Source organism: Providencia sp. Marseille-Q8014 (assembly GCF_965112055.1).
The window spans coordinates 3,857,368-3,882,936 of record NZ_CBCOPT010000001.1; the positions used below are offsets into that span (position 1 = coordinate 3,857,368).

The window sequence follows — 25,569 nt, forward strand, 5'->3', positions numbered from 1 at the left end:
AAATCTGATAACTGCTGAAAGATTATTCGTTCATTTGCTAGAGACATATTTTATACATAGTGGTAACTTATTGTTCACATATTTTTAAAGGAATAAAGCAGATGAATGACCATACTTACACATTAGAAGAAGCCAGTAAGCTCATGAGTGATGCATTTATCTATAAAATGCCTTTTAATCACCTTTTAGGCATCGAATTAGCACATATGAGCGATGATTTTGTCCAACTGACCATTAATAATCGTCCAGAATTGATAGGCAATTTCACACAAAATATCCTGCATGGTGGCGTGATCGCATCCCTATTAGATGTTGCCGGCGGCATGGTATGTATTAACCGCATTCTTCAACGTATCACCCCATTAATCCATCAAGATATCGTTGAGAAAATGTCAAAAATGGGCACCATCGATCTACGAGTTGATTATTTACGTCCTGGTCGCGGTGAAATTTTTACGGCTAGTGCAAGTTTACTGCGCGACGGTAATAAAATTGCCGTGACTCGCTGTGAATTACATAATGAACGTAATCAGCATATTGCTACAGCCACTGCGACTTATCTAATTGGATGAAAATAAAAAGTAAAAATTTAGTTACTTACTCAACTAATGACTTGTAAAAAAACTCGAGCAATGTCACATTAATAAGGTCATAAATCGAGCCAATATTTTCTTTGGCTCGATATCTCAATCGACTTACTTTTAGCCGTTTATTCGAATTCAGAGTCAATAATGAACCAACAAAACACCATTAAGGGTGTCTTATGCGCCTTGGGCGCCTATTTAATTTGGGGCGTCGCACCTATTTATTTTAAAACCATCCAAGAGGTGCCAGCAGAAGAAATACTGACTCACCGTATTATTTGGTCATTTTTCTTTATGTTGGTCTTATTAACAGCCACTAGGCATTGGAGCTATATGCGCCAAGTGTTAAAACACCCTAAAAAAATTCTGATTTTGGGTGTCACTGCGGTAACCATTGCTTCCAACTGGCTAATTTATATTTGGGCTGTCAATAATGGTCATATGTTACAAGCTAGCCTAGGCTATTTTATAAACCCTTTAGTCAACGTCTTGTTTGGCATGCTATTTCTACAAGAACGTTTTCGCCGCATGCAGTGGATTGCCGTCAGTTTAGCGCTCATGGGAGTGCTGATCCAACTATGGCAATTTGGTTCAGTGCCGATCATTGGGTTAAGCCTTGCGGTCACTTTTGCAACTTACGGTTTATTGCGTAAAAAACTGGGGGTTGATGCTCAAATTGGCATGACATTCGAGACACTCTGGTTATTACCTGTCGGCATCATCTTCTTACTATTCTTTGCGGATAGTCCGACTAGCAATATGACAATGAATGATTGGCATTTAAATGTGTTATTAATCCTCGCTGGTGTGATTACAACGGTGCCTTTGTTACTGTTTACTGAAGCAGCAAACCACTTACGTTTATCAACACTTGGATTTTTCCAATATTTGGGACCAACAATTATGTTCTTACTCGCTGTATTTATCTATGGTGAACAAATGACATCAGAATTGTTAGTCACTTTTGGTTTTATTTGGGTTGCATTAATTTTATTTACCTTGGATGCACTTTACACACAACGTAGGTTACGAAGATAAATTCAGTAAATTGCCTATTTAAAGGCAATTATCGAAACCCTGACCTTTTATTATTTATTAATTAGAAGGTCAGGGTTTCATTTTATGGAACTTCATTTGTTAATTTACTTTATGCATATAGACAACCGACAAAGTTATATCATTTAGATAAATGATTTCCCCAACCTAAATAAATTACAAATAACCTATTTACGATTAATAGTACCTATTATTCACACCAATAGAGAAATGATCATCTGTCATTGGCAATGGCTCTAATACTTTCATTCAAAAAACAATAAACCCAATAAAAATCAATATGTTAGAAAAACATGTGACACATTGATTTAATTCTCAAACAAGCTATTATTATATTTATCCAAAATGAGCTTTTATTTACCCACATTAAAATCAAACCAACTTATTGAATTAAAAAAATATTTATTTTTTTAATAATTAATCATTGCGTTAAAGGAACATCGAATCTATATTGTACGCCGCTTGTATTCACCCCAGCGGATGGTGATGGTCCGATTCATCACTGACGTTTCATTAAAGTGCGCACGATGACAGATGATTTATCAAATGTCCTGGTGCGAGGTTTTCTGAAATTGAATATGAGTTCGCTCTAAAATTTATTTTAATACAATAATGTAGCGTTATAACTCAGGTTATATACTCACATAATTCTAGATGCAGTTAAACATCAATGAATGCACCGCTAATAGCATAGAAAGTGATGCTGCTTGTTCAAATGAACATAGCTACCATTTATTAACATAACGCTGCAACTGAAGTATTAACGAGTATAGCTGCATTTTAGGTTCACTCCGCCTATGGAGTTGATAGTTGTTAAGGGCTTTTGGGAAGGGCTTAAAAATGCAACAGAATACCGTTCAAATGAAACGTGTACTGACCACACCTGCGTTAGTTTTTTTCGGGCTGGCTTATATGGTGCCACTCGGAATTTTCACCACCTATGGCCAAGTGACTGTATTAAGTGAAGGCCATTTGCCTATCGCTTATCTTGTGACATTGGCTGCTGTTCTATTTACTGCGATGAGTTATTGCCGAATGACAAGTGCACTGCCGCTAGCAGGCTCTGCCTATTCATATGTGCAAAGGACGTTTGGCGGTACACTGGGCTTCCTCGTCGGTTGGGCACAATTGCTCGATTATCTATTTCTGCCAATTATTAACTATATTGCTATTGGGATCTTCGTTCATGAAGCATTCCCGAGCATTCCAATGCCAGTGATTATCTGCACGACAATTGCCGTTGTCAGCTTGATGAATATTTTGGGGATAAAATTAGTTTCCTCCATGAATATGCTGATCATCGCCATGCAAATTGTCTTTATTGCGGTCTTCTTATATCTGAGTTTCAAAACAAACTTTGTGCTAGATACTGAAGCACTACTCGCGCCGATTACGCTGGCAGCAGATCAGGTTCCTGGTTTATTTGCAGGAGCAGCGGTTCTCTGCTTAGCCTTCTTAGGTTTCGATGCCATTTCAACAATGGCGGAAGAAACAAAGGATGCTCGCAACGCCCTACCTAAAGCGATTATCTATACCGTCTTTATTGCTGGCACCTTATTTGTGGTTATCTCGTATAGCGCACACTTAAGCTACCCTATGTGGCAAGAGTTTATTCCAAATACCGATGTTGCTAGCCTTGCAGTCATGAAACAAGTTGGTGGAGCCATGATGGCATCCAGCTTTATCACCGCTTATGTGATCGGTGTGTTTGCCTCTGCAATGACGTCACAAGCCAGTATTGTGCGTATTTTCTATGCTATGGGTCGTGATGGTGTATTGCCACGCTCTATATTTGCTTACCTGCACCCAAGGCTGAATACGCCGGTGTATTCAATTATCTTTGTTGCTATCGCGTCACTACTCTCACTGGTACTGTCGTTAAGCATGGTAGCGTCAATGATCAGCTTTGGTGCATTGATTGCGTTTACCTTTGTTAACTTGTCGGTTATCAAACACTTTTATATCGACCGTAAAGAGGCTCTAAACGGTAAAAAATTGATCACTTGCCTGATTATGCCGTCGATTGGTGTCATACTGACCTTATGGTTATGGACAAGTTTAGATAAAGAAGCCTTTACGGTTGGCTTATGCTGGCTTGCGGCAGGCGCGTTTTATCTGACATTGCTGACACAGGGTTTCAGACGTAGTCCACCAGCAATCTCTGACGATGAGACGAATATGATTATCAATTAACTCTCGCTATTTCGAGCTAACGTATGTATTGACTAGAATCACGTATAGATGTCGCATACTGTTGCTACCCAGCTGTGCCTCGAAGTAGTTAGAGTGACATTCATATAATTGTAGACTTGGGGGAGCGATGCCTTCCCCTTTGTTATTCTGGCTCTACCTATACCGAGCCCCTGATAAAGACTGTGATAGAAATGAATAATAAAGTTGCTGATGTCATTTATTTCAACGGTTATATCTACACTGCTGATAAACAAGATAGTGTTGTAGATGCCATTGCCGTACAAGATGGCTATATTATCGCGAGCGGTACTTCTGATGAATTACATCAATATGTTGGGCCGAAAACTGAAAGTATCGATTTAGAAGGTAAGATGATGATGCCAGGCATCATCGATGGTCATATGCACCCATTTTGGGGCGGTATTCAATTATTTGGGTGTCACCTCAACTATGAATCGCTGACTATTGAACAAATTCTTCAGCGCGTCCAAGAACACTTGGATAAAGATCCTCGTACAGGTGAAAATGATTGGCTAAAAGTCACTGCATGGCTACGTCAAGGCATGTTACCCGCAGGCATCGATATGTATCGCGAAGACATGGATAAACTGAAGACAAAGCGTCCGGTCGTCCTATTTTCCAATGACTGCCACACCTTATTAGCCAATAGCCGTGCATTAGAACTCTTTGGTATCACCAAAGATACCCCTGAGCCACCTGATGGCAAAATCGGTAAATATGCTAATGGCGAGCTAAATGGCATTTTAGAAGATGCTCCGGCGATGCGTGCCGCGGATAGCATTCCATCAATTCGTGATGACCAAGCGGTTGAAGTCGCTGAATTAGTGCAAAAAGTACTCAACCAGCAAGGCGTGACCACCGTTATGGATGCGCGTGTTTCCGAACAGCAGTTAGAAGCGTTCGCGGAACTCCAACGCCGCGGCGAACTAACGGTGCGTTTTCAAGCGGCTCGAGAAATTACACCTGATGATACGCCTAATGTCGCAGCCGTTGCGGCCGCGGTGGATAAAGCCGTTGCTTTTGCCAAAAAATGGCACCAAGCTGATTGGACGCCAGCACCGGGGATTGGTCTACGTAATATCAAAATGTTTGTCGATGGCGTATTGCAATACCCAACCATGACGGCTTCATTGCTCCAACCTTATCGTATCAATAAAGGCACTGACGAAGCACCGAACTGGGTTGAAACCGATAACTACGGTGATTTGTATTTTACTGCTGAAATTCTGGATGAATTAATGGAAAAAATTGCAGCAGCAGGTTACGACCCCCATTTACATACCGTTGGTGAGGGAGCCGTTTCTATCGTGCTGGATGCGATTGAAAAGATGCGCGCAGCGCATCCAGAAAAAGATATTCGCCCAGGTCTTGCTCATAATGAATTGGTACATCCAAAAGATTATGAACGTTTTGCACGCCTCAACACTATTGCTTGCCTTTCCTTTCAATGGGCAGCCCCCACACCTGAACTGGCCGCCTTTGAACGCAAGATGTTAGGCGAAGAGCGTTTCGAACAATTGGAACCGATTGCGAAGTTTATCGATGCGGGCGCGGTAGTTGCTTTCGGTAGTGACTGGCCAATTGATGACTTTGATGAGTGGTATGATTTAAAAGTCGCAGCCACTCGTCGCGGGCGTCACATTGACGGTAACCCAGCACCACGTCTGGATAATGACCGTGATATGACCGTGACTGAAGTTCTACGTTCAGCAACCATTGATTCTGCCTATGCTCAACACAGAGAAGATGTGATTGGTTCATTAGAAGTCGGGAAATTTGCAGACATGATCGTCCTTGATCGCAATGTATTTAAAATCCCAGCAGATGATATCGAAAATGTAAAAGTATTGCGTACGATTATTGGCGGAAAGACCGTCCATGTCGCATAATAGCTTAATATTTAATTAATATTTAGACGGCTTACTGCCTTTCAGTAAGCCGTTCTACACAGAGTAAAGCATTCTTAATCAGCAACACCATTGTGAAAACTGCTTGCAATCCCCTATCCCCCTCGTTATTATCCGCTCGTTTTTTTACTCACCCACACACTGCAAGGAGGAACATTATGACAACAATTCATCACACTCTTTGCGGGCGTACTCAGAAATAGTCTCTCTATCTCTCCAGTTCTTGCCTGCTAAATCACCTTATTTTTTCCTTAAAAATGAGTTAATGACTTATGGGCAATATCATTCATTCTGTCAGCGAACACGTCAGTTATATCGCGACAGAAAACACGTGGATTGAAAGCAAAGCGATCCAACAATTACAAACAACCGCGGCACTCCCTAACATGGTTTCTGTGGTCGGTATGCCAGATCTACATCCGGGTCGTGGTTACCCAATTGGTGCTGCATTTTTCTCAGCACAGCGCTTCTATCCCGCATTGGTCGGTAATGATATTGGTTGTGGAATGCGTTTATTTCAAACCGATATCAAGAGCACTAAGTTAAACTTGGATAAGTTTGAAAAACAGTTATCCACAATGCCGGATAGCGCTCCCTTAGAATGGCTTGATGAGCATGTTCCACATGAGATGAAATCCCATCATTTTATGTCCTCACTCGGCTCCATTGGTGGCGGTAATCACTTTGCTGAATTTCAAATCATCGACAAAATCTTTAGCGACGAGTCGATTACCCAAAGCGGTTTAAATAAAAAATGTGCATTACTGCTTGTGCACAGTGGCTCTCGTGGATTAGGCCAATCCATATTACGTCAGCATGTTGAAAACTATGGACACAATGGCCTTGAAGAGTCTTCAAATGAAGCGAAAGCCTATTTAGAGGCACACCAAAATGCATTATCTTTTGCCGAATTAAACCGCCAATTAATTGGTTTACGTATGTTGCAGCAGGTCAAGGCTAAGGGGGAAATGGTCCTTGATGTTAATCATAATTTGGTTGAGCCGTGCACTCTTAACGGTATAGAAGGTTGGCTACATCGCAAGGGTGCCACCCCTTCTGACCAAGGCATGGTCATTATTCCGGGATCACGCGGCGATTTCAGTTATTTAGTTCTGCCTCATCCCCGTGAGGTTAGCTTAAATTCACTGGCTCACGGTGCGGGTCGCAAATGGATGCGTACGGAGTGTAAGGGGCGACTGTCTCATCGCTATACCCCATTACAGCTAGCGCGAACTGCATTAGGTAGCCGAGTCATCTGTGCTAATAAACAATTGATTTATGAGGAAGCGCCACAATCCTATAAGTCGATTGAAACCGTGATTGAAAGCATGGTGGGAGCAGGGTTAATTGAGGTTATCGCACGTTTACGCCCCTTACTGACCTACAAAACCAGTGGGGAGTGTGCGTAATGTTATTACAATTTTCTTCTGCACAAGGCCCCGAGGAGTGCTGTATTGTCGTTGAAAAAGCGTTAGCTTGCTTTTTCGTTGAAGCTAAAAAACATCAAGTGACGGTTGATCTACTCGACACTGTCGCATCAAAACACGGTTTAAAATCTGCGTTGGTCTCTTTAGAAGGGCATGACGCTGAAAAGCTAGCTCAGTTATGGTCTGGTACACTACAGTGGCAATGTCCAAGCCCCTTAAGGCCCAACCATAAACGGAAAAATTGGTTTATTAATGTGATCCGCTTTTCACCTATTCAAGCTATTGAAGAGAGTGATATTGAATTCGAATTTATAAAAGCTCAAGGTCCTGGTGGGCAGCATGTTAATAAAACTTGCTCAGCGGTAAGAGCAAAACATCTTGCAACTGGGATCAGTGTCAAAGTGCAATCTGAGCGTAGTCAGCATGCGAATAAGAAATTAGCTAAGCAACTTATTTATTGGCGTTTAAATGAATACCAAGATCAGCAAGCATCGGAATTGAATAAGCAACGACATAATGCGCATTATCAAATAGAAAGAGGAAATGCGAATATTATCTTTTCTGGGCAAGCATTTAAACGAATTAATTAATCCATTTACAGCCCACCTCCGCGAGGAGGTGGCATTCGTCAGTAAGGTTAAAGTATTTTTTCGGTTAAAAACCAACCGGCTATACTTTCACGCTTTTGTTGGGTAGGGAGAACTTCATGAGGAAACTCTTCAGACATAAACACAATCATCCGCCCCGCTAAAGGGTCAAGTTGAAACAGTTTATTATCTTGATGATCATACACAACCAATTCCCCACCATCACCTCGCTGCCACGCCTCATTCATATAAAGCACCGTCGTCACTTTGCGTCGGCCTTGGCCTTGAAAATTATCGACATGCTTTTTATAAAACGCGCCATTTGGGTAACGGCAAAAATGCGTCTCAAAGTCACGTAACCCCATGTAGCATTGTTGGTTTAATGCTTGGCGGATAACGTCCATTTTCGCCATATACTCTGCAATAGGTGCCCCCATTTCAGACTCTAGCCAAATAGTTTGGTCACCACGAATCGTTTTATTGTCTTGTAACGATTCACCGTTACCAATACGAGCGTCGTGTAGTTTTTCAGGAATGCAGCTTTTAATTGCCTGTATTTCTGACAGGTTCAAAAAGTCATCCCACACATACCAACCTTGTGTAGAAAGAGAATCAATTAACTTATTCAATGACATGATAAATATTAGAATGGTTACTCGGTATGATTTTATACTTCACTGAATGGAAAATTTAAAATTAAAAACTTAAATCTTAATGATTAGACTCTTAAATCAATGTGACTAACCATAAAGCCGAGTTTTAATATGACAAAACTATTGGTAGATGAGTGAGTGATATTCATCATGTTATCGCGTTCATCACGGCCATGATGAACGCTTTCTATGCTTAAAAGATCGCTACTCACTGAGTATTAATCGCTTAAAAAATTAGCCAGAAACCGTTGTGCAAATTACTGTTTTACCCAAGCAAAACGTCAATGATGATCCAATTCGGTCATGCATCTCAGTCATACCTGTCAATGAGCTTACCGCGTCCTCTCCCTTATGGAATAGCGATATCTGTTCACTCAATAAGAATGAATTTAAACCTTTATATTTTGCCGTAACAAATTTGAGGTCCTGCTGATAAGCAGTCAACATATCAATACGAGAAGATAAGTATTGCTCACTGATCTCAGCCAAACGATGCTGACTATCTTTCAGTGAATGGTAGACTGCACCTACTTCACGATTAAATCGTTTAATCAATGCTCGCGTTGCGCTATCCATAAAATCATGCACAGCCAACTGCGAGTGTTGTAGCGTTGCCCATTGGATGGTTTGATAGAGTTTTCGTGTCTTAAAATTGATTTTAGGGGCTTTAATGGATATAAGAAGGCGGTTTTGAGTAGCCAACTCGTCCGTTTAACATAAATAATAAGTCTTATGGGAATCTAATAAATCAGACATATCAAGCGGAAACTTAAGCAAAATTACGCTATCTTATTTACCTTAAGGAAAACTCGAAAGGAACTGCGTTATGTCAGAGAAAGCCCCCCCTGAAGCCGGAGAATGTCTACACGTTTCGTATCATATTCCTAAATGGACGGAGAATGGAAAAGTTCATTGGGATGATGTCACTACTCAACATAAATCACTGAATGCTGAAGCAAAATGCATTGTACCGCCAACGAAAGTTATTCCGGTCATTTTTATTCCTGGAATTATGGGAACCAATCTTAAAAATACAAAAAACGGAGAACCCGTTTGGCGAGCGGATAAGTTTATGGGGATGGATACACTCTACCTGACCAATTTAAATGGGAAAAAAAGGCGGGAGATATTAAACGTTGAATCTACACTGATTGATGATAGCGGTAAGTATATTAAGAGCGAGAATACCCCCTTTAGTGATGACGGTAACATTCTACCCAAAAGGAGCGAACGCGGGTGGGGAAAAGCCCTTTTTTTAAGTTATGGGACGTTTCTTGATGTGCTCCAAACCGCATTACTCGATGATTGGCAACACGATATCTTGAATATAGTGAGGAGAGATAAAAGCAAATCTTTTCAGAGCAAAGGTCCATCAAAAGGCATATTACGACATCTTGTGAATAAACCCATAGGGGGAACGGGTGAAGCCTTATTGTCTGACGAAGAGTTAGCTCATTTTGAACATTTCTTATTTTCAGTACATGTCTTCGGGTATAACTGGCTTGAAGATAACGCCATTTCTGCTGAAAATCTGGCGACCTATATCGATGAGGTTCTAGATACTTATAAATATAAACATGGATATGGTTTAGCCATTGAAAAAGTCATTATTTTAACCCATTCAATGGGCGGGTTGATTGCGCGTTATGCCATGAACCCACCAGAAGGGGCATTTCAAGGGTGCAAAGATAAAGTCTTAGGCGTTGTGCATGGTGTTATTCCGGATTTAGGCTCTCCTGCTGCGTATCGGCGAATGAAGGTGGGCGCGGCACAAGAAGGTATTGCAGGGGCTGTCTTAGGCTCTACCGCAAAGGAACTCATGTCTGTCCTTGCGTTTGCCCCTGCACCTCTACAGCTTCTTCCTTACCCGAAATATCAACCCTCATGGCTCACCGTCGAAGGTAGTGGCCGTTATCCTTCTATCGTGGATACTTCCACGGGAAAATTCGATCCGTTTGATGAAATTTATTTACGCGAAGATGTGTGGTGGCGATTATACGAGCCAGATATTCTAGATAAAAAACAGACAGATATTAATAGTAATTGGCTTGCTTATAATGATCTTATGGATGATAAAGTTCGCAAGTTTATGGAGCATCAAGAAAAAGGCCTATACCATCCGAATACCTATGTTTTTTATGGCACAGAAATAAGCTCGGATAACACACTAGCGTGGTCGGTTGAAAAGGAAGTCCCCTTGAAGCCAAGTCCTAAGCATCCTTTAATTTTTAATCCTGAAAATAACCAACGCATTGTATTTTCTGGAGCGAATGAATTGAACAATGCATTTGGTCTATGGGATAGCAGCGCATACAAATACACGCAATTTCGATTGGTTTCTTCTCAAGGTGCTGGCGATGGTACAGTTCCAGTCGAATCACTGGTTGATATTATCAAGAGTCCATCAACACAAAGTAGTTTGGCGACCAATGTAGACCATCAAAATGCTTACGCAGTAGACAGCCTTGGCGATATTAAAAGCGAGCAGCGAAAAGCAATTCAATTTACGCTAAGAGCTATCGTGAAGATGGTGCAAGAGGTGGATATTCGTGCAGCAGATTAATCATCGTCAGCGAAGCATCATCGCGTTTATTGGGATAGTGATGTGTATCGGAGGGAGTTTCACAAAAACGCTCGCGCAAACTGAATTGACCGACAAGGAAAATACCGTGATTGAGACCTTATTTGAAAAAACAAAACCACAATGCATTGGGCGCTATGTAATCAATGTCCCTGAGTCTTTTAATAATCAACTTCGTAATAGTATCTTTATTGGTGACTTTAAAATTGAAAGTCAGTTTATCTACCCACCATCATTTAAACAACGCATTGAATTACGTGAAGCAGAATTGCGGGAATGGAAAACCAGTGCAGAAAATGCACCGATGCTGAAAGCGATTATTCAATTACCCGATGGTAAAGGGGTTGTTTTTGATAGAAATAAACCAACATCCGACGATTCGTATCGAATGTTAGAAGCTCATGTGTATGTGAATCATATAGCTTTTATTATTACTACAAATATCAGAGATTTTTCTGACCAAAAGTATGAAAAGAAAAAATTGGCATTTTTAGCCAGAGGGTTTACAGAGGTTCAGGCAAATGATAAACCCACTAAATTAGCGGCTATGCAGTCGTTAATTACTCGATTACAAGGGCGATTAGATCATGAAATCCCGATGGAAAAAGGTGTTTGCATCCCAAATGGTTTTATTTTAGACGATAACGCAATCCCGAAACAGGACGTTTCTTTTGTTTACGACTCGAACGAGTTTATTTTTTCGGTTGAGTCGGATAATCGCTTTGCAGGCTCCAATGACACTCTATTAAGCCGCAGCGCAGAGATAAACGAAGCGATACGTCGACATAACCGAAAAACCATCCGAAATGGAAATGCATCACCCAATAATATTCCTTCACAGGAATGGCTCGTGAAAGGTGAACAAGAAGTGTATTCAAAAACAGAAAATAAACAGATCCCCGATTTACCGTATTATTTCTTTACGTTTAACGGCAATGAAGCAACGGGCTCTTTAATTCTCCCTAAATTATATATCGTTATGAATAATAGAAATAAATTTACCACCTATAGTGAATCAGAGATGATCGAAATATGGGACAGAATTGTCGGTTCGCTACGTTATAAACCGAATGCGTTTTAATTCACACGCTAGAGCGATAATTCTGTTTTTATCGCTCTGATTTAACATAATGGGTCTTATGAGCACCTTAAATGTAGCTCCAATTTAGTAATGTCACTTTTTAGCCATTTAGAAATGTCACTTTTTGCGGCATAAAGGGGTCAACCTTTTGCCGCGATAAGGACATTCAAAATGTTGGTGACTATGTCGGATAAAGAATTAAATCGGATTAATGTTATTCAAGCTGTTTGTGAAAAACGATTACGGCGGTGTGACGCTGCATCTCAACTCAATTTAACCGAACGACAGGTGCAGCGGCTCGTTAACCGGTATCGTGAATTAGGTATAGCTGGTCTGGCTCATGCACAACGAGGAAAACAAAGTAACAACTGTTTTCCTGACGCTTTTAAACTTCGCGTGATGGCGCTACTACACCAAAATTACAGTGATTTTGGTCCAACCCTAGCAGCCGAAAAATTGCATGAAAAACACAAGATTATTGTTTCTGTCGAAACTATCAGAAAATGGATGATTGCTGATGGTCTTTGGGTTCCTTATGTTCGACGAAAACCTCGTATTTACCAGCCTCGTAGTCGTCGTGATTGCCTTGGTGAGCTGATCCAGCTAGATGGTTCTCATCATGATTGGTTTGAAGGTCGAGCCCCAAAATGTTGCTTACTAGTGTTTGTTGATGATGCCACTGGACGCTTAATGCACCTGCGTTTTGGCGAAACTGAATCTGCCTTTGATTATATGCTAGCAACACGAGAGTACATTGAAAAACATGGTAAACCTCTTGCATTCTACAGCGATAAACAAGGTGTTTTCCGGGTAAATCATCCAAACGGCGCCACGACCGGTACAACTCAATTTGGTCGAGTTCTTCATGATATTGGCGTAGAACTGATTTGTGCGAACAGTCCCCAGGCAAAAGGTCGTGTAGAACGTGCGAATAAAACACTCCAAGACCGCCTAATCAAAGAGATGCGACTAGAAGGCATCAGCAACATTGAAGAAGCTAATGTATGGCTGGAAGGCTTTGTGGGGGATTTTAACCAGCGTTTTGCTCAAGCTCCTAGATACCCTAAAAATCTACACCGTCCAGTGACTGAATATCGAGAAGAAATTGATGATATCTTCTCGTGGCAAGAAACACGTAAGCTCACAAAAGCGCTGACATTCCGCTACGACAAGATGATATATCTTGTTGAGCCAACAGAAGAAAATTCTCGGCTCGCAGGTGAAAACATCCAAGTCTATGACTATCCTGATGGGACACTGGCTTTCAAATATGGTCACCGTTCACTACGTTATCAGGTGTTTGATAAGCTGGAGTGCATTGACCAAGGACAAATCGTTGATAATAAAAGGCTTGGAACAGTTCTCAAACTGGCTCAGGACAAGATGGATGACTTGGAACGTCAAGGCAAACGAGACAGGAGTCAAAGAATGCCAAAAAGACGAGCTCAAGCAAGGATTCAGGAGCAACTCAGAGCTATCAACCCAATATTAGTTAATCCAGAAGAATTTAGAGCCAGTTTGTTAAAGTAGAGCTAATTCACTAAATTTCTTTTAGATTTGATACAGGGATCCAGCCTTGCTCTCCTGTATCTAATTTTTTGCACCAAACCCAACCATTGGTTTCTTTGTATCCAATGACATGTTCCTGTGTCTCCACATTCAGTTCCAATGCACTATAGTTTTCTTTGGCAATTCCTGTAGTTTCGCTAATTAATTCAATTATCTGCTTAGGAACCCAACCACTTAAACCATTAAACGAGCAAAGATACCAATTATGCCAGCCCTCATCTCCTACGTATTTTTCGCCAACAGTCAGCAGGTCACCAGCAGAGAAATGAATGGGATTAGGGTATTCAGAAATATGTCTCTTAATCACAATTAACTGTTTTTTCATTACGTTACCAATAATAGTTTTTAACTTTGACTATCATACTGGAAAATTACAGAAAATTCCGTTAAAGAATAAAAGTGACATTTCTATTTTGGAGAATTAGGTGACATTTTAAAATTGGAGTGACAGCCACTTAGGCACTCATTCAAAAATCTACTCAATGGGCTAAAGCCACTTCTTTTCACCCGTAAAAACACCATTTTTGATATTGCTCGTTTGTTATCAAAATGGCGGTTTGGGTTTCAGCATGGAAATGATACCAAACGGCTATTTTTCCAGAATTGCCAAGATTTTTTGGCTGGCACTGATGCAACTGGTTCAGATGTTGTTAGTAGCTTGGATTCGATTAATAGCATGGCATTTTTTAAGCTATCAACATGAGCATCTTTGTCTTCCAATCGTTGCTTTAACAAAAAAAGATCGCTAATTATCACTTTTTATTGCATTAGGTAACTCAACAAAGAAAAGCTCATAACCATCAATTGCTGGTCCAACATACCCCATGCCTTTACTCAACAGTTTAAAGTTTTTGGTGGCATCGGCAATTTCAACTGATTCTAACGCTGTAACTATTGCTTGGCGATCTTTGGCATTAATTTTTTTATTAATATTAGCTTAAGAGATTTGTTCGTTGTTTTTTATTGTATTTCAAATAGAAGTTAGACCCCGAGGTTTGGGAAGCAATGGAACAGTAAACGTCGTTAAGCAATCATTTTAACCACTAGCAGCCCGTTCCAAACATTAGTCAGTTTAACAAATCTTAGCCATTCTATTTAACCCATTAACCATTGTTATCGTTTCGTTGCTTCCCAACATCCCCTTTTCATTAACGCTATCATTCAATTCAGGACAAAGTAGTAAAGATATCTTACCTAAAATAGTCGTAATTACTGCTTGCCAAACCAACTTAAAGCAAATTGTTTCGCCAACAAAAAAATAAATAATAGAAAAACAATCTACCAATTAGCCAAACAGCTATATTTTGCATTGAATTAACCTTCAAAGGTAATCAAATCCAGTTTTTATATCCTTTCTTGATGATTTCTCTTGCCATTAGGTTAATGACTCTTTAGATTAAGCGAAATTTAACTTTTTGTGCGATTAATGGTATTCACTTATTATGATAAAACTGATCCCTGCTGTCTTGTTCTTACCTTTAATCGTCTTTACGGAACTCAATTATTCTGAGCCCTTATGATTTCCAGCCAATAGAGACAAAACAAAAAAGGCGCTTAGAATCGGAAAAACAGCAACGAGAGGCTCTTGAAAATCAAAATACTGTTACGGTAGACCCGACACAGAAAAGCACTAGTGATAATGCCTTGTGTTTTAACGCGAACCAAATTGAATTAGTGGGGATTTCCGTTTCTGCCTTTAAAGATAATGTATTATCACCCCTCGCTGATTAACGCCACAAATTCGTTACATATCCAAGCAGGGAAAAGCATCAATTTTGATAATACCCAGTTAGCCAAAACGAATAAACTCACCCTCAGTGCTAATGACAATATTGTGATTCATCGCGATGAATCCAATTTAATGAAACTCGCAGCTTCAGAGCTTGCCGCAAACACTTCCTCCACCTGGGTGCTGGTTTCAGCCTATTTCAGGACAAACGCTATCTGTTCTTCAGTATAACGTGTCTTTTTCATGTCAGATGACCTCTTTTTCAGGAGAAAAAAGGCAGGAAACTCTACTTTATACCTGTACTGAAGAAAGGGAAGCGATCAGCTTAATGTTGTATTGCGACGAAAATCCCCAATGAGATCATCGTTTATTGTTTCAATTGCCCAATTCACACTCATCGTCCTTGAATTAATGATTATTAAAACGCAAATCATGCTATAAGCAAAAAATCGAAAAAACAAATTTATAATTTATATAAAAAAGCAATAAAATAATTACAGTGAAAATGAGTTTAAATATATTATTAATTGATAATTACAATCTATTTTATTTTTATGTGTTTTAATATGCCTCATGAAATTAAAACACACCGTATATTAGGTAGAATGCCATATTTTGTTTATGACACTCTACGGGGAAAAATAACTTATGATACATTTTCTAGCCGAGCATAGGATGCCACGAGCCATTTAATGCCTTGACCTTGGAAAGCAATTTGCAAACGACAATGTTCTCCACTTCCTTCCAAATTAATAATAGTACCTTCACCAAATTTAGGGTGCCGTACACGTTGGCCTAACGCATAACCTGAATCATTTTGGGTTACTGGCGTGCCAAGGCGCTGATGATTAACAGGACGAGAAACCGTTGCACGTAAACGAACTTCTTCCACACATTCTGTCGGCAACTCCGCAATAAAACGTGATGGGCGGTGATAAACTTCTTTACCATATAAACGACGACTTTCCGCATACGTGATCGTCAGCTTTTGCATCGCTCGCGTGATCCCAACATAAGCTAAGCGACGCTCTTCTTCTAAGCGACCGCTTTCATCCATTGACATTTGGCTAGGGAACATCCCTTCTTCCATACCAACGATAAAGACTATTGGGAATTCGAGTCCTTTTGCTGAGTGTAGTGTCATTAACTGCACCGCATCTTGATTCACATCGGCTTGGCCATCACCCGATTCTAATGCGGCATGTGATAAAAAGGCTTGTAGCGGCATCAAATCCTGATCTTCATCTTGATAACTAAAATCGCGGGTTGCGTTCACCAACTCTTCCAAGTTTTCGATGCGAGCCTGTGCTTTTTCACCTTTCTCTTGCTCATACATCGCACGTAGACCAGAGTCATTAATCACTCTATCCGTTTGTACATGTAAGGGCATATCTTGCGTTTCTTTCGCCAGCGCATCGACCAATTCGAGAAAACGTTCAATAGCCGCCGCGGCACGACCCCCAAGAACTTGCTCACGAAGTAAATATTCACAACTTTCCCATAAGGTTAATTGTTGGTCTCGTGCGGTTTGGCGTACGGTATCCAGAGTACGATCGCCAATACCTCGCGTTGGCGTATTTACCACACGTTCAAAGGAGGCATCGTCATTACGATTAGCAATCAGCCTTAAATAAGACAGTGCATCTTTAATTTCTTGACGTTCAAAGAAGCGTTGTCCACCATAAATGCGATATGGCATAGCACTTTGAATTAATGCCTCTTCCAACACACGAGATTGCGCGTTGCTACGATATAGCATCGCACAATCCTGCAAAGCACCACCATTTTCTTGCCACTGTTTTATACGGCTGACAATATAGCGCGCTTCATCTAATTCATTAAAAGCACAGTAGAGGGAAATCGGCTCACCATCGCCATCTTCCGTCCATAAATTTTTCCCTAATCGATCGCTATTATGCGCAATTAAGGCATTCGCAGCTTTCAGAATATTGTTAGTGGAACGGTAATTTTGTTCAAGACGGATTGTTTCAGCTCCAGGGAAGTCATTCAAAAAACGCTGAATATTTTCCACTTGTGCCCCACGCCAGCCGTAAATTGATTGATCATCATCGCCAACAATCATCACCTTACCCGTTTCGCCAGCTAACACGCGGATCCAAGCGTATTGAATGCTGTTCGTATCTTGGAATTCGTCGACGAGAATATTCGTGAAGCGTTCACGATAGTGTTGCAATACATGGGGCTTATTGAGCCATAATTCATGGGCTCGTAATAACAACTCAGCAAAATCGACTAACCCAGCACGATCACAAGCCTCTTGATAAGCTTGATACACTTTTAACCATGTACTTTCTATCGGGTTACCATAACATTCGATATGTTGAGGACGTAATCCCTCATCTTTTTTACCGTTGATGTACCACATTCCTTGGCGGGGGGGCCATTGTTTTTCATCAAGATTCATCGCTTTTAACAACCGACGAATTAATCGATATTGGTCATCGCTATCGAGAATTTGGAAATCTTGTGGTAAGCCAGCATCCAAATAGTGTTGACGTAGTAAGCGATGGGCTAAACCGTGGAAAGTACCAATCCACATGCCACCTTCACTTGAGCCAATCAACTGATTGATACGATGGCGCATTTCTGCTGCTGCTTTGTTGGTAAAGGTCACTGCCATGATCGAGAATGGTGATGCATGCTCAACCGCCATTAACCAAGCGATTCTGTGTACCAATACGCGCGTTTTACCACTACCTGCACCTGCAAGTACTAATAAGTTAGTGCGTGGTGCAGCAACTGCCTCACGCTGTTTATCATTAAGGCCTTCGAGCAGATAAGAAACGTCCATAATTACCATCAAAGCAGGACAGTGGCCACGACCACTGTGTTTTTATACAGAAAAATGATTATACCAGCGACAATAGAGAAGCCAACTGCGAAATTTCAACATGCGGCAATAAGCGTACATCTTTCTCTTCCATGAGTGTTTTATTGTCGACGTTAATCCAACAGGCTTGCATACCACTACGAATAGCACCCTCTACATCCGTCAATAGATTATCGCCCACATGTAAAATAGCATGAGGCTGTAAATCGAGTTTTTGCGCGGCTAGCCGATACATATCACAATAAGGTTTTGAGCGCCCATCCGGCCCTGCTTTCAACACAAACTGAAAATATTGCCCCAAGCCACAAGCATCTGGCTCTGCATTACCGTTGGTAATCGCCACTAGGGGTAATTTTTCTGCAAGCTGAGCTAATATCTGGTGGGTTGATTCAGGAATATCTATTTGATTTCGCCAATAAGTAAAATGAGCCATTAGTTCATCCGCCCCTTTTAGAGCGTCTTCTCGGCTATATCCATAATGGCAAAACATCATTTTCGATGATAACCAGCGCCAGCGGGTGATATCGTGGCAAATATCCGGTTCTTGTTCAGCCACAATGCGACGAAAAGTATACAAATCATGATGAGTAAAATGACTGAATTGTGGATCATATTCACGGACAAAACGTAATACCTCTTCTTCCGTTTTATCAATGACCGGATGGTTATCATATAAAGTATCATCCAAATCAAACGTTATCGCTTGAATCGGTGACAGCGGACGGTAAAAATGCATTAAGGTTTCTCCCTTTTTGCTCTGGGATGAGCCACATCATAAACATTAGCCAAATGCTGAAAATCTAAGTGTGTATAGATTTGCGTTGTTGATAAGTTGGCATGGCCGAGCAATTCTTGCACACCGCGTAAATTACCACTTGATTCAAGAATATGTGTTGCAAATGAATGGCGCAACTTATGTGGGTTAATATGGCTATTTACCCCTTGTTTAATGCCCCATTGCTCAAAACGTTTTTGCACATTACGGTTTGATATTCGTTTGCCACTCTGTGTCGAAATAAAAACGGCATTATCTTCCGGTGCATATAACTCACGCATTTCTAGCCAACGTGTTAACCAACTCACCGCGGTTTTACCTAATGGGATTTTACGTTCTTTACTGCCTTTTCCCATCACTTTGACTTCACCCGAGGCGAGATCTAAATGACGAATATCTAATCCAACTAATTCAGATAAACGCAGCCCCGCGCCATACATCACTTCCAACATGGTTCTGTCTCGCACCACCAGTGGGTCACCGCTATCCATATTCAGTAATTGTGAGACTTCATCAACATCCATATTCTTTGGCAGTCGCTTTTTCGCTTTTGGCGCCTGTACTGCTTTGACTGGATTAGCCGGTAATTCACCTTGTTGTACCATCCAATCACAAAAACTCCGTAATGCAGACAATCGCAGCGCCATACTGGCTGCTTGCAAGCCTGCTCGACGGCTTTTAGCCGCGATATTACGGGCTTTAACGACATCAAGCTGTTGCCACTCACTCACCTTCATTTCATTGAGCATTTCTGTCACTGTCGTGAGCTGGCGGCGATAATTAGTGATCGTGACAGGGCTTAATCTACGCTCAACATGTAAATAACGTAAAAATGCTTCGACTTGGGTCATCAGCCCTTCCGGCTGAGTCGTTATAAGCGTTCTATCCATCGGCATAATAACCTCGGTAGAATTTGAGCCACTTTTTCTAACATCACTGTTCCCATACCAGATTGATAATGGTCTCGATTTCGGCTAGTAAAAATGACCATTCCTGATTCCCCATGATGACCAAAGAGAGAAATCGCTACCGAGCCTACATTCATAGCTTCCGGCAACAGCAGTTGTATTTCAGGGCCATTCAGCGTACCTAAATAATGCGTTTTCTCTCCAAAACGCTGAAGGCGAATAGATTCGAACGCACTACGGGAAACCACAAGTGCTTGCGCATCAAGAGGAGCAGACAACCGCCAACAATCACTAAATAAACGAACAGATGCCCCTGATAGGCCGAGTTTTTTTGCCCAGCGATTTAAACTGCTGAGCATCTCATTCAGGCTTTGCGCCATTGACATATCGATGACAAGATACAGTAACTCATCAAATAGCAAACCATTTTCATGCGCTTGTTCAACCATGAAACAGATATCTTGTTCGAGCTGTTTGATTTTTAGTCGCTGTCGATTCATCACCGCTTCAGGTAACGAAATTGTCCCCTGTATTGCATGCGGTATTGAAAGTTGCTCAACAAGCGAAGCATTGCGGATAAAGAAGTCGGGCTGTTCCTGTAAGTAACGCGCCACTTGGCGATCATCAATTTGATAAGGGCTATCTGGCTCTATTTTCAGTTTATCCATTATAACCTCTTGATGATTAAGTCTACTCTAAATAAATCCCAGTATAGTTAGATGGCAAATAAGGCGCTAGTCAGTCACAAAACAGGTCGCTAACGCCAACGCGTACAGCCAATAACGCTGTCACTTGCAATTTCTTGAGTCGCGAAATAAAGCTTAAAGTTGTAGTACCCCATCATAAACATGACTCGCAGGCCCTGTCATATATAATGGATGGCCAGGCCCTTCCCAACTAATATCAAGGGATCCTCCTGGCAAGTCAACTTTCACTCGATTTGATAATAACCCTTGCTGGATACCGATTGCCACCGCGGCACAAGCACCGCTACCGCATGCCTGCGTTTCTCCCGCTCCACGTTCAAACACACGTAAGCTGATATGGTTCGCATTGATTATTTCCATGAAACCGACATTAACGCGTTCTGGAAACCGTTCATGGCTCTCAAGAACAGGGCCTAAAATTTCCACTTCAGCTGTTTTTACACTTTCAACTTGAATAACACAGTGAGGATTTCCCATCGAAACCACACCACATAATACTGTACGTTCTAACGCTCTAATAATATAGGTTTTTTCTGCTTTGATAGCGCGAAAAGGTATTTTCTGAGGTTCAAATTCAGGTTCCCCCATATTCACGCAAACATCGTCATTTTCATTGATCGTCAATGTCATGCGACCTGCTTGAGTACTGACTTTAATTTTTTGTTTATTTGTCAGCCCTTTTAAACGTACGAAACGTGCAAAACAGCGAGCACCATTGCCACATTGTGCAACTTCACTTCCATCTGCATTGAAGATACGATAATGAAAATCTAAATCAGGATCATAAGGCGCCTCAACTAACAACAGTTGGTCAAAGCCAACCCCTGTATGCCTATCCGCAAGGCGGCTAATCAGCTCAGGAGAAAAATAAACATTCTGAGTGACGCCGTCGACGACCATGAAATCATTACCTAAGCCATGCATTTTAGAAAATTGCATAATCCGCTCCATCGCAGCAGCTTATTGTTGATTTGAAGACGGCGCTCGTGAATCTGCCGCGGTACTATTTTGAGCCTTAGGTTCAACATCTTCAGTTTGTGATGCTGAAGCCTGTTCTTCTGGTGGAAAATAGAGAGGGCCTTTTAAGCCACAACCAGAAAGAGTCAACAACATAATAAACGCAGAGAGTCCAACTAAACTTTTTTTCATTATATTTCGCCTGTAAAACTAACTTTTGACGTCTGAATAGGGTTAACAGATTAACAGGGCAGCCTAAGCAAATCACTATTGTTCATCAATTGTATCGTGATTTTATTCCCTACCCACAATAGCATAATGCTTAAAAGAACAGTCACCAACAAATGTTTTAGTATTCTCAAAAGAAAGTTACCCTGCGTCCTCCCTTTTCGTCGATTGACCCTCACTGATATTCACACCTATAATTTCTATTAGTAAATTATTTAAGCTGATAGGAAATTAACCGTGAATGACAGTGAATTTCACCAACTTGCCGATCAAATGATGGCTTCTATTGAACAACATTTGGACAATTATGACGGTGATGCGGATATTGATTGTGAAACGAATGGTGGTGTCATGACGCTCAGTTTTGAAGATGGCAGCAAAATCATTATCAATCGACAAGAGCCTTTCCACCAAATTTGGCTCGCCACGAAACACGGCGGCTATCACTACGACTATAAAGATAATGAGTGGGTATGCGATCGTTCAGGGCAACGATTCACGGAGATGCTCGCACAAGCTATTAGCGCGCAAAGCGGTGAGCCTTTTACGTTTTAGTATTAACGATTCGTCCGCTCAATAATGATGGGCTTGATGATGCGGTGAAGTATCAAAATGCCCTGCATTCATTAATTCATCCTGCTCTTCAATATCGAAAGGCCAAGTTCCGCCTGAAAAGGGTATCACTTGGCTTTTGCCTTTATGAGTCACAATTTGATAGAACTGCGGCAAATTAAAATTAATAAAATTAGCACCGTACGTAAAACGGTCATGAGACGATGAATAGAAACGGCTAACGTCTCGTACTAAGTCTTCTTTGGAACCCTCACAGTGAGAATAAATTTCCACTCGGTTGGCTTCATCTAAAACATAAATGTTAAAGCCTGTGTTATCTGCGGTATTTTCAAAGAAAAACTGTACGATACCCTCACTTGCATAACCGTCAACAACGGCGGGTAAATGGTTATTTTCTTTGGCGTTTAATTTGACAGGCCAACCATGTAATTTATTGTGAGAAATGGCCCCATAGAACTCAACCGCATTTTCCAGTTTCTGAACTGAAACATTTAACCGTTCAAAGAATAAGCCCCATGTTTGCCCAGCAATCCGTAACGCTTTGAAACGACCGGGGTCATTGCGATTACTTGATAAACGCAAGTCAATACACTCTGAAACCAACTGTTGTACACGTGTTCTCACTAGGCCACGTAAATGCTCACAATAGCAGAAGACTTCCACCGCATCTGGCGGCGCAGCATCTTGATGCATTTTACCTAAAATGGTTTTGAGTGCCTCTAACATGCATTGTTCGCCGCTAAAGTGAAGTGTTCTCACTTCATTCCAAGAGTTGCGATACAGCAGATCAATACTACCAATTAGACAACGTTGTTCTTCACCAAAACTAAACACGTCTAGCTTTCTGAAATCAAAATGTACCACTTGGTCTGAATAAACTTGTGTCGGATCTTTTTCTAAATTGACGATAATGGCTAAGTGGCGGATTTCACAAGGACTATACAAGGCTTTTGGCGTTGGGGCCGGTAAGCGAATCGGAAAATGCCCCGAAACGTCATGCATCAATTCAAGTAACTTCTTCTCATCACATTGAGACTGACCATGATGCATATACACCTGAGTATTTTCAGTTAGTAATCCATTAAAGTAAGCCCAAGCGACCAGTTTGTTCAAATAACGGTTATATTCGAGCGGTTGATGACCAATAATGGTGTCAATATGTGGTGCTTGGTTATACAAATACCAACCGCTACGATTCGCGCGGCCAGAAGGAACATAAATAAACGTAAGATGTGGCTCACTGAGGTCTGGAGAGATTTGCGGGTTAACAAGTGTCACTTTACCCGGTAGCGCTTCAAAAGCAGCATATAACTTACGGGTTAATACGCCAATATCTTGTGGGCTAGCACTAACACTTAAATTATTACGACGAGCAAAGCGGATCAGGTTACGGTAACTTTGCATCATCGTGTCGAGTAACTCATTATGGGCTTCACGAACACGCTCAATTTTCCATTGATTGCGCAAATCTAACATCTCTAAACGTTCAGCACCCCACCCCCACGATTCAACTAACTGTGAAAGTACATCACGGCGCCAGCCAGAACATTCATCTTCAGTATCTTTGGAGAGTTTTTCACAGACTTTGAGGTAGAAACAACGACGAATTAAATCAAGGCGAGTAGTATCATTAATTTCGATTAAATAGCGGGTAACACGCTCTAACATTAAACAATAAGAATCTAAACCGTAACAAACTATCTCGCCAGCGTGGAGGTGGCGTTTAAATTCTAATGCGAGTAATTTGCCTTTTGGATAATCCCACGAATAAGATTCTAATAGTAAGCTTTTTAAAACCGCTTTATAAGGTGAGTCGACACTTTTATATAATTGCCACAAACTTGCACCAAAGTATTCAGCGGCAGACAGTTCGCCCAATCCACCGAGGTCTAGCCATTCATTTGGCGTTAATACCCCCTGAGCATAAAGCGACATCACATATTCATCATAATGATGTTCTTCTTCGACGGGTACCATGGTCCATAACAGCCTTTTACCCGCCATACGTACCGCGGTACGGTAGAATTCATCAAGCAATAAAATATGTTGTGTTGAACCGCAATCTTCTCCGCCAATATGGCCACTCGCATGGTGTCTAAAACGATTTTCATCGATCAAAAAAACCGTCACATCAATGCCAAGAGAAGCCGCCCACTGTTCGATTAATGTGCATTTTTTCTGTAATAGGCGCTTTTCTTCACTATCCAACCAAGAGGGATGACAAACCCAAATATCAATATCTGAACATTGGCTTTGACCTATCGATGATGTACTCCCCATGGAATAAATGCCTGTGATAGGAAGTTCACCATTCGCTTTATCTGCTGAGGGAAGATATTTTTCAAATTGCGACAACCATGTTTGTTGGTCATCATCAGGCGTGAAGAAACACACACCATGAGGGACGTTTCCTTCAATATAGCCAGGCATCATTGGGTGATGATAATGAAATAAGACAGGCAGCAGACTGTAAACCTTACAGAAGGTTTCATCCATTGACGCTGTCGCACGATCTAACCGAAGTTGGTTTATCGCATCAAGTCTCTGTTTTAGAGTTTCAATATAGAGATACAAGGGATACGCCTGGCTGAATGAACTTAACGACAAATCTGGGAATACCCAGCACCCAATAAAGAGAAATATCTACTCGTCATACTTCAAGTTGCAGCGCTACTAACGATGCTGACTTGCGCTAGTTACCTGGTTTTTACAACGCCTAGCGACTTATCGACCTGCCGCCTAGCGACATCTCGCGTTAATTAAAAGTAAGTTTAAATTTATTTTCAAATGAATTGTCGGAAACGTGATCAATTTAACACCTTGCGGCAAAAGGGTAAAGTAGATCACATAATTTTATCTGTGTATTTTTGATACAAATTAATTTTCAACATATTGTATAAAAAGGCTTTTTATTTTTTATAGCGACTGAATATCCCTTGTTTATCAATGGAATAATAACAAATCATCTGATTGCTCAAAAAAAACACACCAAGCATCCATCACAAACGTATTTCGCATTAGGCCTGTGCTTGAACGCTTCACCACTAAATTGACTTAAATTGAAATTTGTTTACGACTTTAACCGCACAAATAGCTAAACAATCCTTTGCATTACTTTCTTTTTTTGATGATTTATGTCGCAGCAACCTTATCAAAAAGAGACGCTTTCTATTAATAAGGCA

General features: G+C 41.0%; 22 protein-coding genes. 11 read left to right on the forward strand and 11 right to left on the reverse strand.

What is annotated here, in order from left to right:
* Positions 1-101 precede the first annotated feature (101 nt).
* The 6 genes from ACWPW6_RS17200 (at position 102) to prfH (ending at position 7,778) form a co-directional block, all read left to right on the forward strand.
* The gene (locus ACWPW6_RS17200) at positions 102-572 is read left to right on the forward strand and encodes a thioesterase family protein (protein WP_249999455.1); all 471 of its coding nucleotides are present in this window, start codon (positions 102-104) and stop codon (positions 570-572) included.
* Positions 573-731: 159 nt separating this feature from the next.
* The gene (gene rarD / locus ACWPW6_RS17205; RefSeq protein ID WP_154624519.1) at positions 732-1,622 is read left to right on the forward strand and encodes an EamA family transporter RarD; all 891 of its coding nucleotides are present in this window, start codon (positions 732-734) and stop codon (positions 1,620-1,622) included.
* 858 nt (positions 1,623-2,480) lie between these two features.
* Positions 2,481-3,833, forward strand: a complete 1,353-nt coding sequence (locus ACWPW6_RS17210) for an APC family permease (RefSeq protein WP_249999456.1) — start codon at positions 2,481-2,483, stop codon at positions 3,831-3,833.
* Between the two features lie 191 nt (positions 3,834-4,024).
* Positions 4,025-5,743 (forward strand): amidohydrolase, encoded by a 1,719-nt coding sequence (locus tag ACWPW6_RS17215; protein WP_249999458.1) that lies wholly within the window; start codon positions 4,025-4,027, stop codon positions 5,741-5,743.
* Positions 5,744-6,033: 290 nt separating this feature from the next.
* Positions 6,034-7,170 (forward strand): RNA ligase RtcB family protein, encoded by a 1,137-nt coding sequence (locus tag ACWPW6_RS17220; RefSeq protein ID WP_196713728.1) that lies wholly within the window; start codon positions 6,034-6,036, stop codon positions 7,168-7,170.
* The gene (gene prfH / locus ACWPW6_RS17225; protein WP_154624356.1) at positions 7,170-7,778 is read left to right on the forward strand and encodes a peptide chain release factor H; all 609 of its coding nucleotides are present in this window, start codon (positions 7,170-7,172) and stop codon (positions 7,776-7,778) included. The genes ACWPW6_RS17220 and prfH overlap by 1 nt, the downstream gene beginning before the upstream one ends.
* 47 nt (positions 7,779-7,825) lie before the next feature.
* Here the strand turns inward: prfH and ACWPW6_RS17230 are convergent, their stop codons facing one another.
* Both ACWPW6_RS17230 and ACWPW6_RS17235 read right to left on the reverse strand, forming a co-directional pair.
* A complete protein-coding gene (locus tag ACWPW6_RS17230) occupies positions 7,826-8,410 on the reverse strand; it encodes a 2OG-Fe(II) oxygenase (protein ID WP_154624355.1) in 585 nt (194 codons plus the stop codon).
* 252 nt (positions 8,411-8,662) lie between these two features.
* On the reverse strand, positions 8,663-9,130 hold the full coding sequence (locus ACWPW6_RS17235) for a hypothetical protein (protein WP_249999460.1): 468 nt from the start codon (positions 9,128-9,130) through the stop codon (positions 8,663-8,665).
* Between the two features lie 124 nt (positions 9,131-9,254).
* Between ACWPW6_RS17235 and ACWPW6_RS17240 the strand changes: the two genes are divergently transcribed.
* From ACWPW6_RS17240 to ACWPW6_RS17250, 3 genes are all read left to right on the forward strand, one after another.
* Positions 9,255-10,991: a lipase family alpha/beta hydrolase gene (locus ACWPW6_RS17240; protein ID WP_249999462.1), complete on the forward strand. Its 1,737-nt coding sequence runs from the start codon at positions 9,255-9,257 to the stop codon at positions 10,989-10,991.
* Between the two features lie 106 nt (positions 10,992-11,097).
* Positions 11,098-12,090 (forward strand): T6SS immunity protein Tli4 family protein, encoded by a 993-nt coding sequence (locus tag ACWPW6_RS17245; RefSeq protein WP_410241998.1) that lies wholly within the window; start codon positions 11,098-11,100, stop codon positions 12,088-12,090.
* A 183-nt stretch (positions 12,091-12,273) separates the two neighbouring features.
* Entirely contained in the window at positions 12,274-13,620 is a 1,347-nt protein-coding gene (locus tag ACWPW6_RS17250; RefSeq protein ID WP_250000532.1) for an ISNCY family transposase, read from the forward strand.
* Between the two features lie 10 nt (positions 13,621-13,630).
* Here ACWPW6_RS17250 and ACWPW6_RS17255 read toward each other — a convergent pair whose 3' ends face one another.
* Positions 13,631-13,984: an SH3 domain-containing protein gene (locus ACWPW6_RS17255; protein ID WP_249999466.1), complete on the reverse strand. Its 354-nt coding sequence runs from the start codon at positions 13,982-13,984 to the stop codon at positions 13,631-13,633.
* Between the two features lie 244 nt (positions 13,985-14,228).
* On the opposite strand from ACWPW6_RS17255, the gene ACWPW6_RS17260 reads away from it, so the two are divergent.
* Entirely contained in the window at positions 14,229-14,408 is a 180-nt protein-coding gene (locus ACWPW6_RS17260; RefSeq protein ID WP_154624384.1) for a hypothetical protein, read from the forward strand.
* On the opposite strand, the gene ACWPW6_RS17265 is transcribed toward ACWPW6_RS17260, so the two are convergent.
* The 7 genes from ACWPW6_RS17265 to lptM all read right to left on the reverse strand — a co-directional run bounded on the left by ACWPW6_RS17265 (position 14,405) and on the right by lptM (position 21,778).
* Complete coding sequence (locus ACWPW6_RS17265) at positions 14,405-14,590, reverse strand: colicin-like pore-forming protein (RefSeq protein WP_350588750.1); 186 nt, start codon at positions 14,588-14,590, stop codon at positions 14,405-14,407. The genes ACWPW6_RS17260 and ACWPW6_RS17265 overlap by 4 nt on opposite strands.
* Before the next feature lie 1,444 nt (positions 14,591-16,034).
* Entirely contained in the window at positions 16,035-18,200 is a 2,166-nt protein-coding gene (uvrD, locus tag ACWPW6_RS17270) for a DNA helicase II (protein ID WP_454210048.1), read from the reverse strand.
* A 58-nt stretch (positions 18,201-18,258) separates the two neighbouring features.
* Positions 18,259-18,975, reverse strand: coding sequence for a 5-amino-6-(5-phospho-D-ribitylamino)uracil phosphatase YigB (yigB, locus tag ACWPW6_RS17275; RefSeq protein WP_154622898.1), 717 nt, complete (start codon positions 18,973-18,975; stop codon positions 18,259-18,261).
* The gene (xerC, locus tag ACWPW6_RS17280) at positions 18,975-19,904 is read right to left on the reverse strand and encodes a tyrosine recombinase XerC (RefSeq protein ID WP_196713738.1); all 930 of its coding nucleotides are present in this window, start codon (positions 19,902-19,904) and stop codon (positions 18,975-18,977) included. Before xerC ends, yigB begins: the two co-directional genes overlap by 1 nt.
* Entirely contained in the window at positions 19,886-20,590 is a 705-nt protein-coding gene (locus ACWPW6_RS17285) for a DUF484 domain-containing protein (RefSeq protein ID WP_154622900.1), read from the reverse strand. The genes xerC and ACWPW6_RS17285 overlap by 19 nt, the downstream gene beginning before the upstream one ends.
* 153 nt (positions 20,591-20,743) lie before the next feature.
* Positions 20,744-21,568 carry a diaminopimelate epimerase gene (dapF, locus tag ACWPW6_RS17290; protein WP_163863267.1) on the reverse strand — a complete coding sequence of 275 codons (825 nt, stop codon included), beginning with the start codon at positions 21,566-21,568 and terminating at the stop codon, positions 20,744-20,746.
* A gap of 21 nt (positions 21,569-21,589) precedes the next feature.
* Positions 21,590-21,778 (reverse strand): LPS translocon maturation chaperone LptM, encoded by a 189-nt coding sequence (gene lptM / locus ACWPW6_RS17295; RefSeq protein WP_154622902.1) that lies wholly within the window; start codon positions 21,776-21,778, stop codon positions 21,590-21,592.
* Positions 21,779-22,051: 273 nt separating this feature from the next.
* On the opposite strand from lptM, the gene cyaY reads away from it, so the two are divergent.
* Positions 22,052-22,369, forward strand: coding sequence for an iron donor protein CyaY (gene cyaY, locus ACWPW6_RS17300; RefSeq protein ID WP_163863270.1), 318 nt, complete (start codon positions 22,052-22,054; stop codon positions 22,367-22,369).
* Positions 22,370-22,387: 18 nt separating this feature from the next.
* On the opposite strand, the gene ACWPW6_RS17305 is transcribed toward cyaY, so the two are convergent.
* Entirely contained in the window at positions 22,388-24,961 is a 2,574-nt protein-coding gene (locus ACWPW6_RS17305; protein ID WP_163863272.1) for a class I adenylate cyclase, read from the reverse strand.
* Positions 24,962-25,569 lie beyond the last annotated feature (608 nt).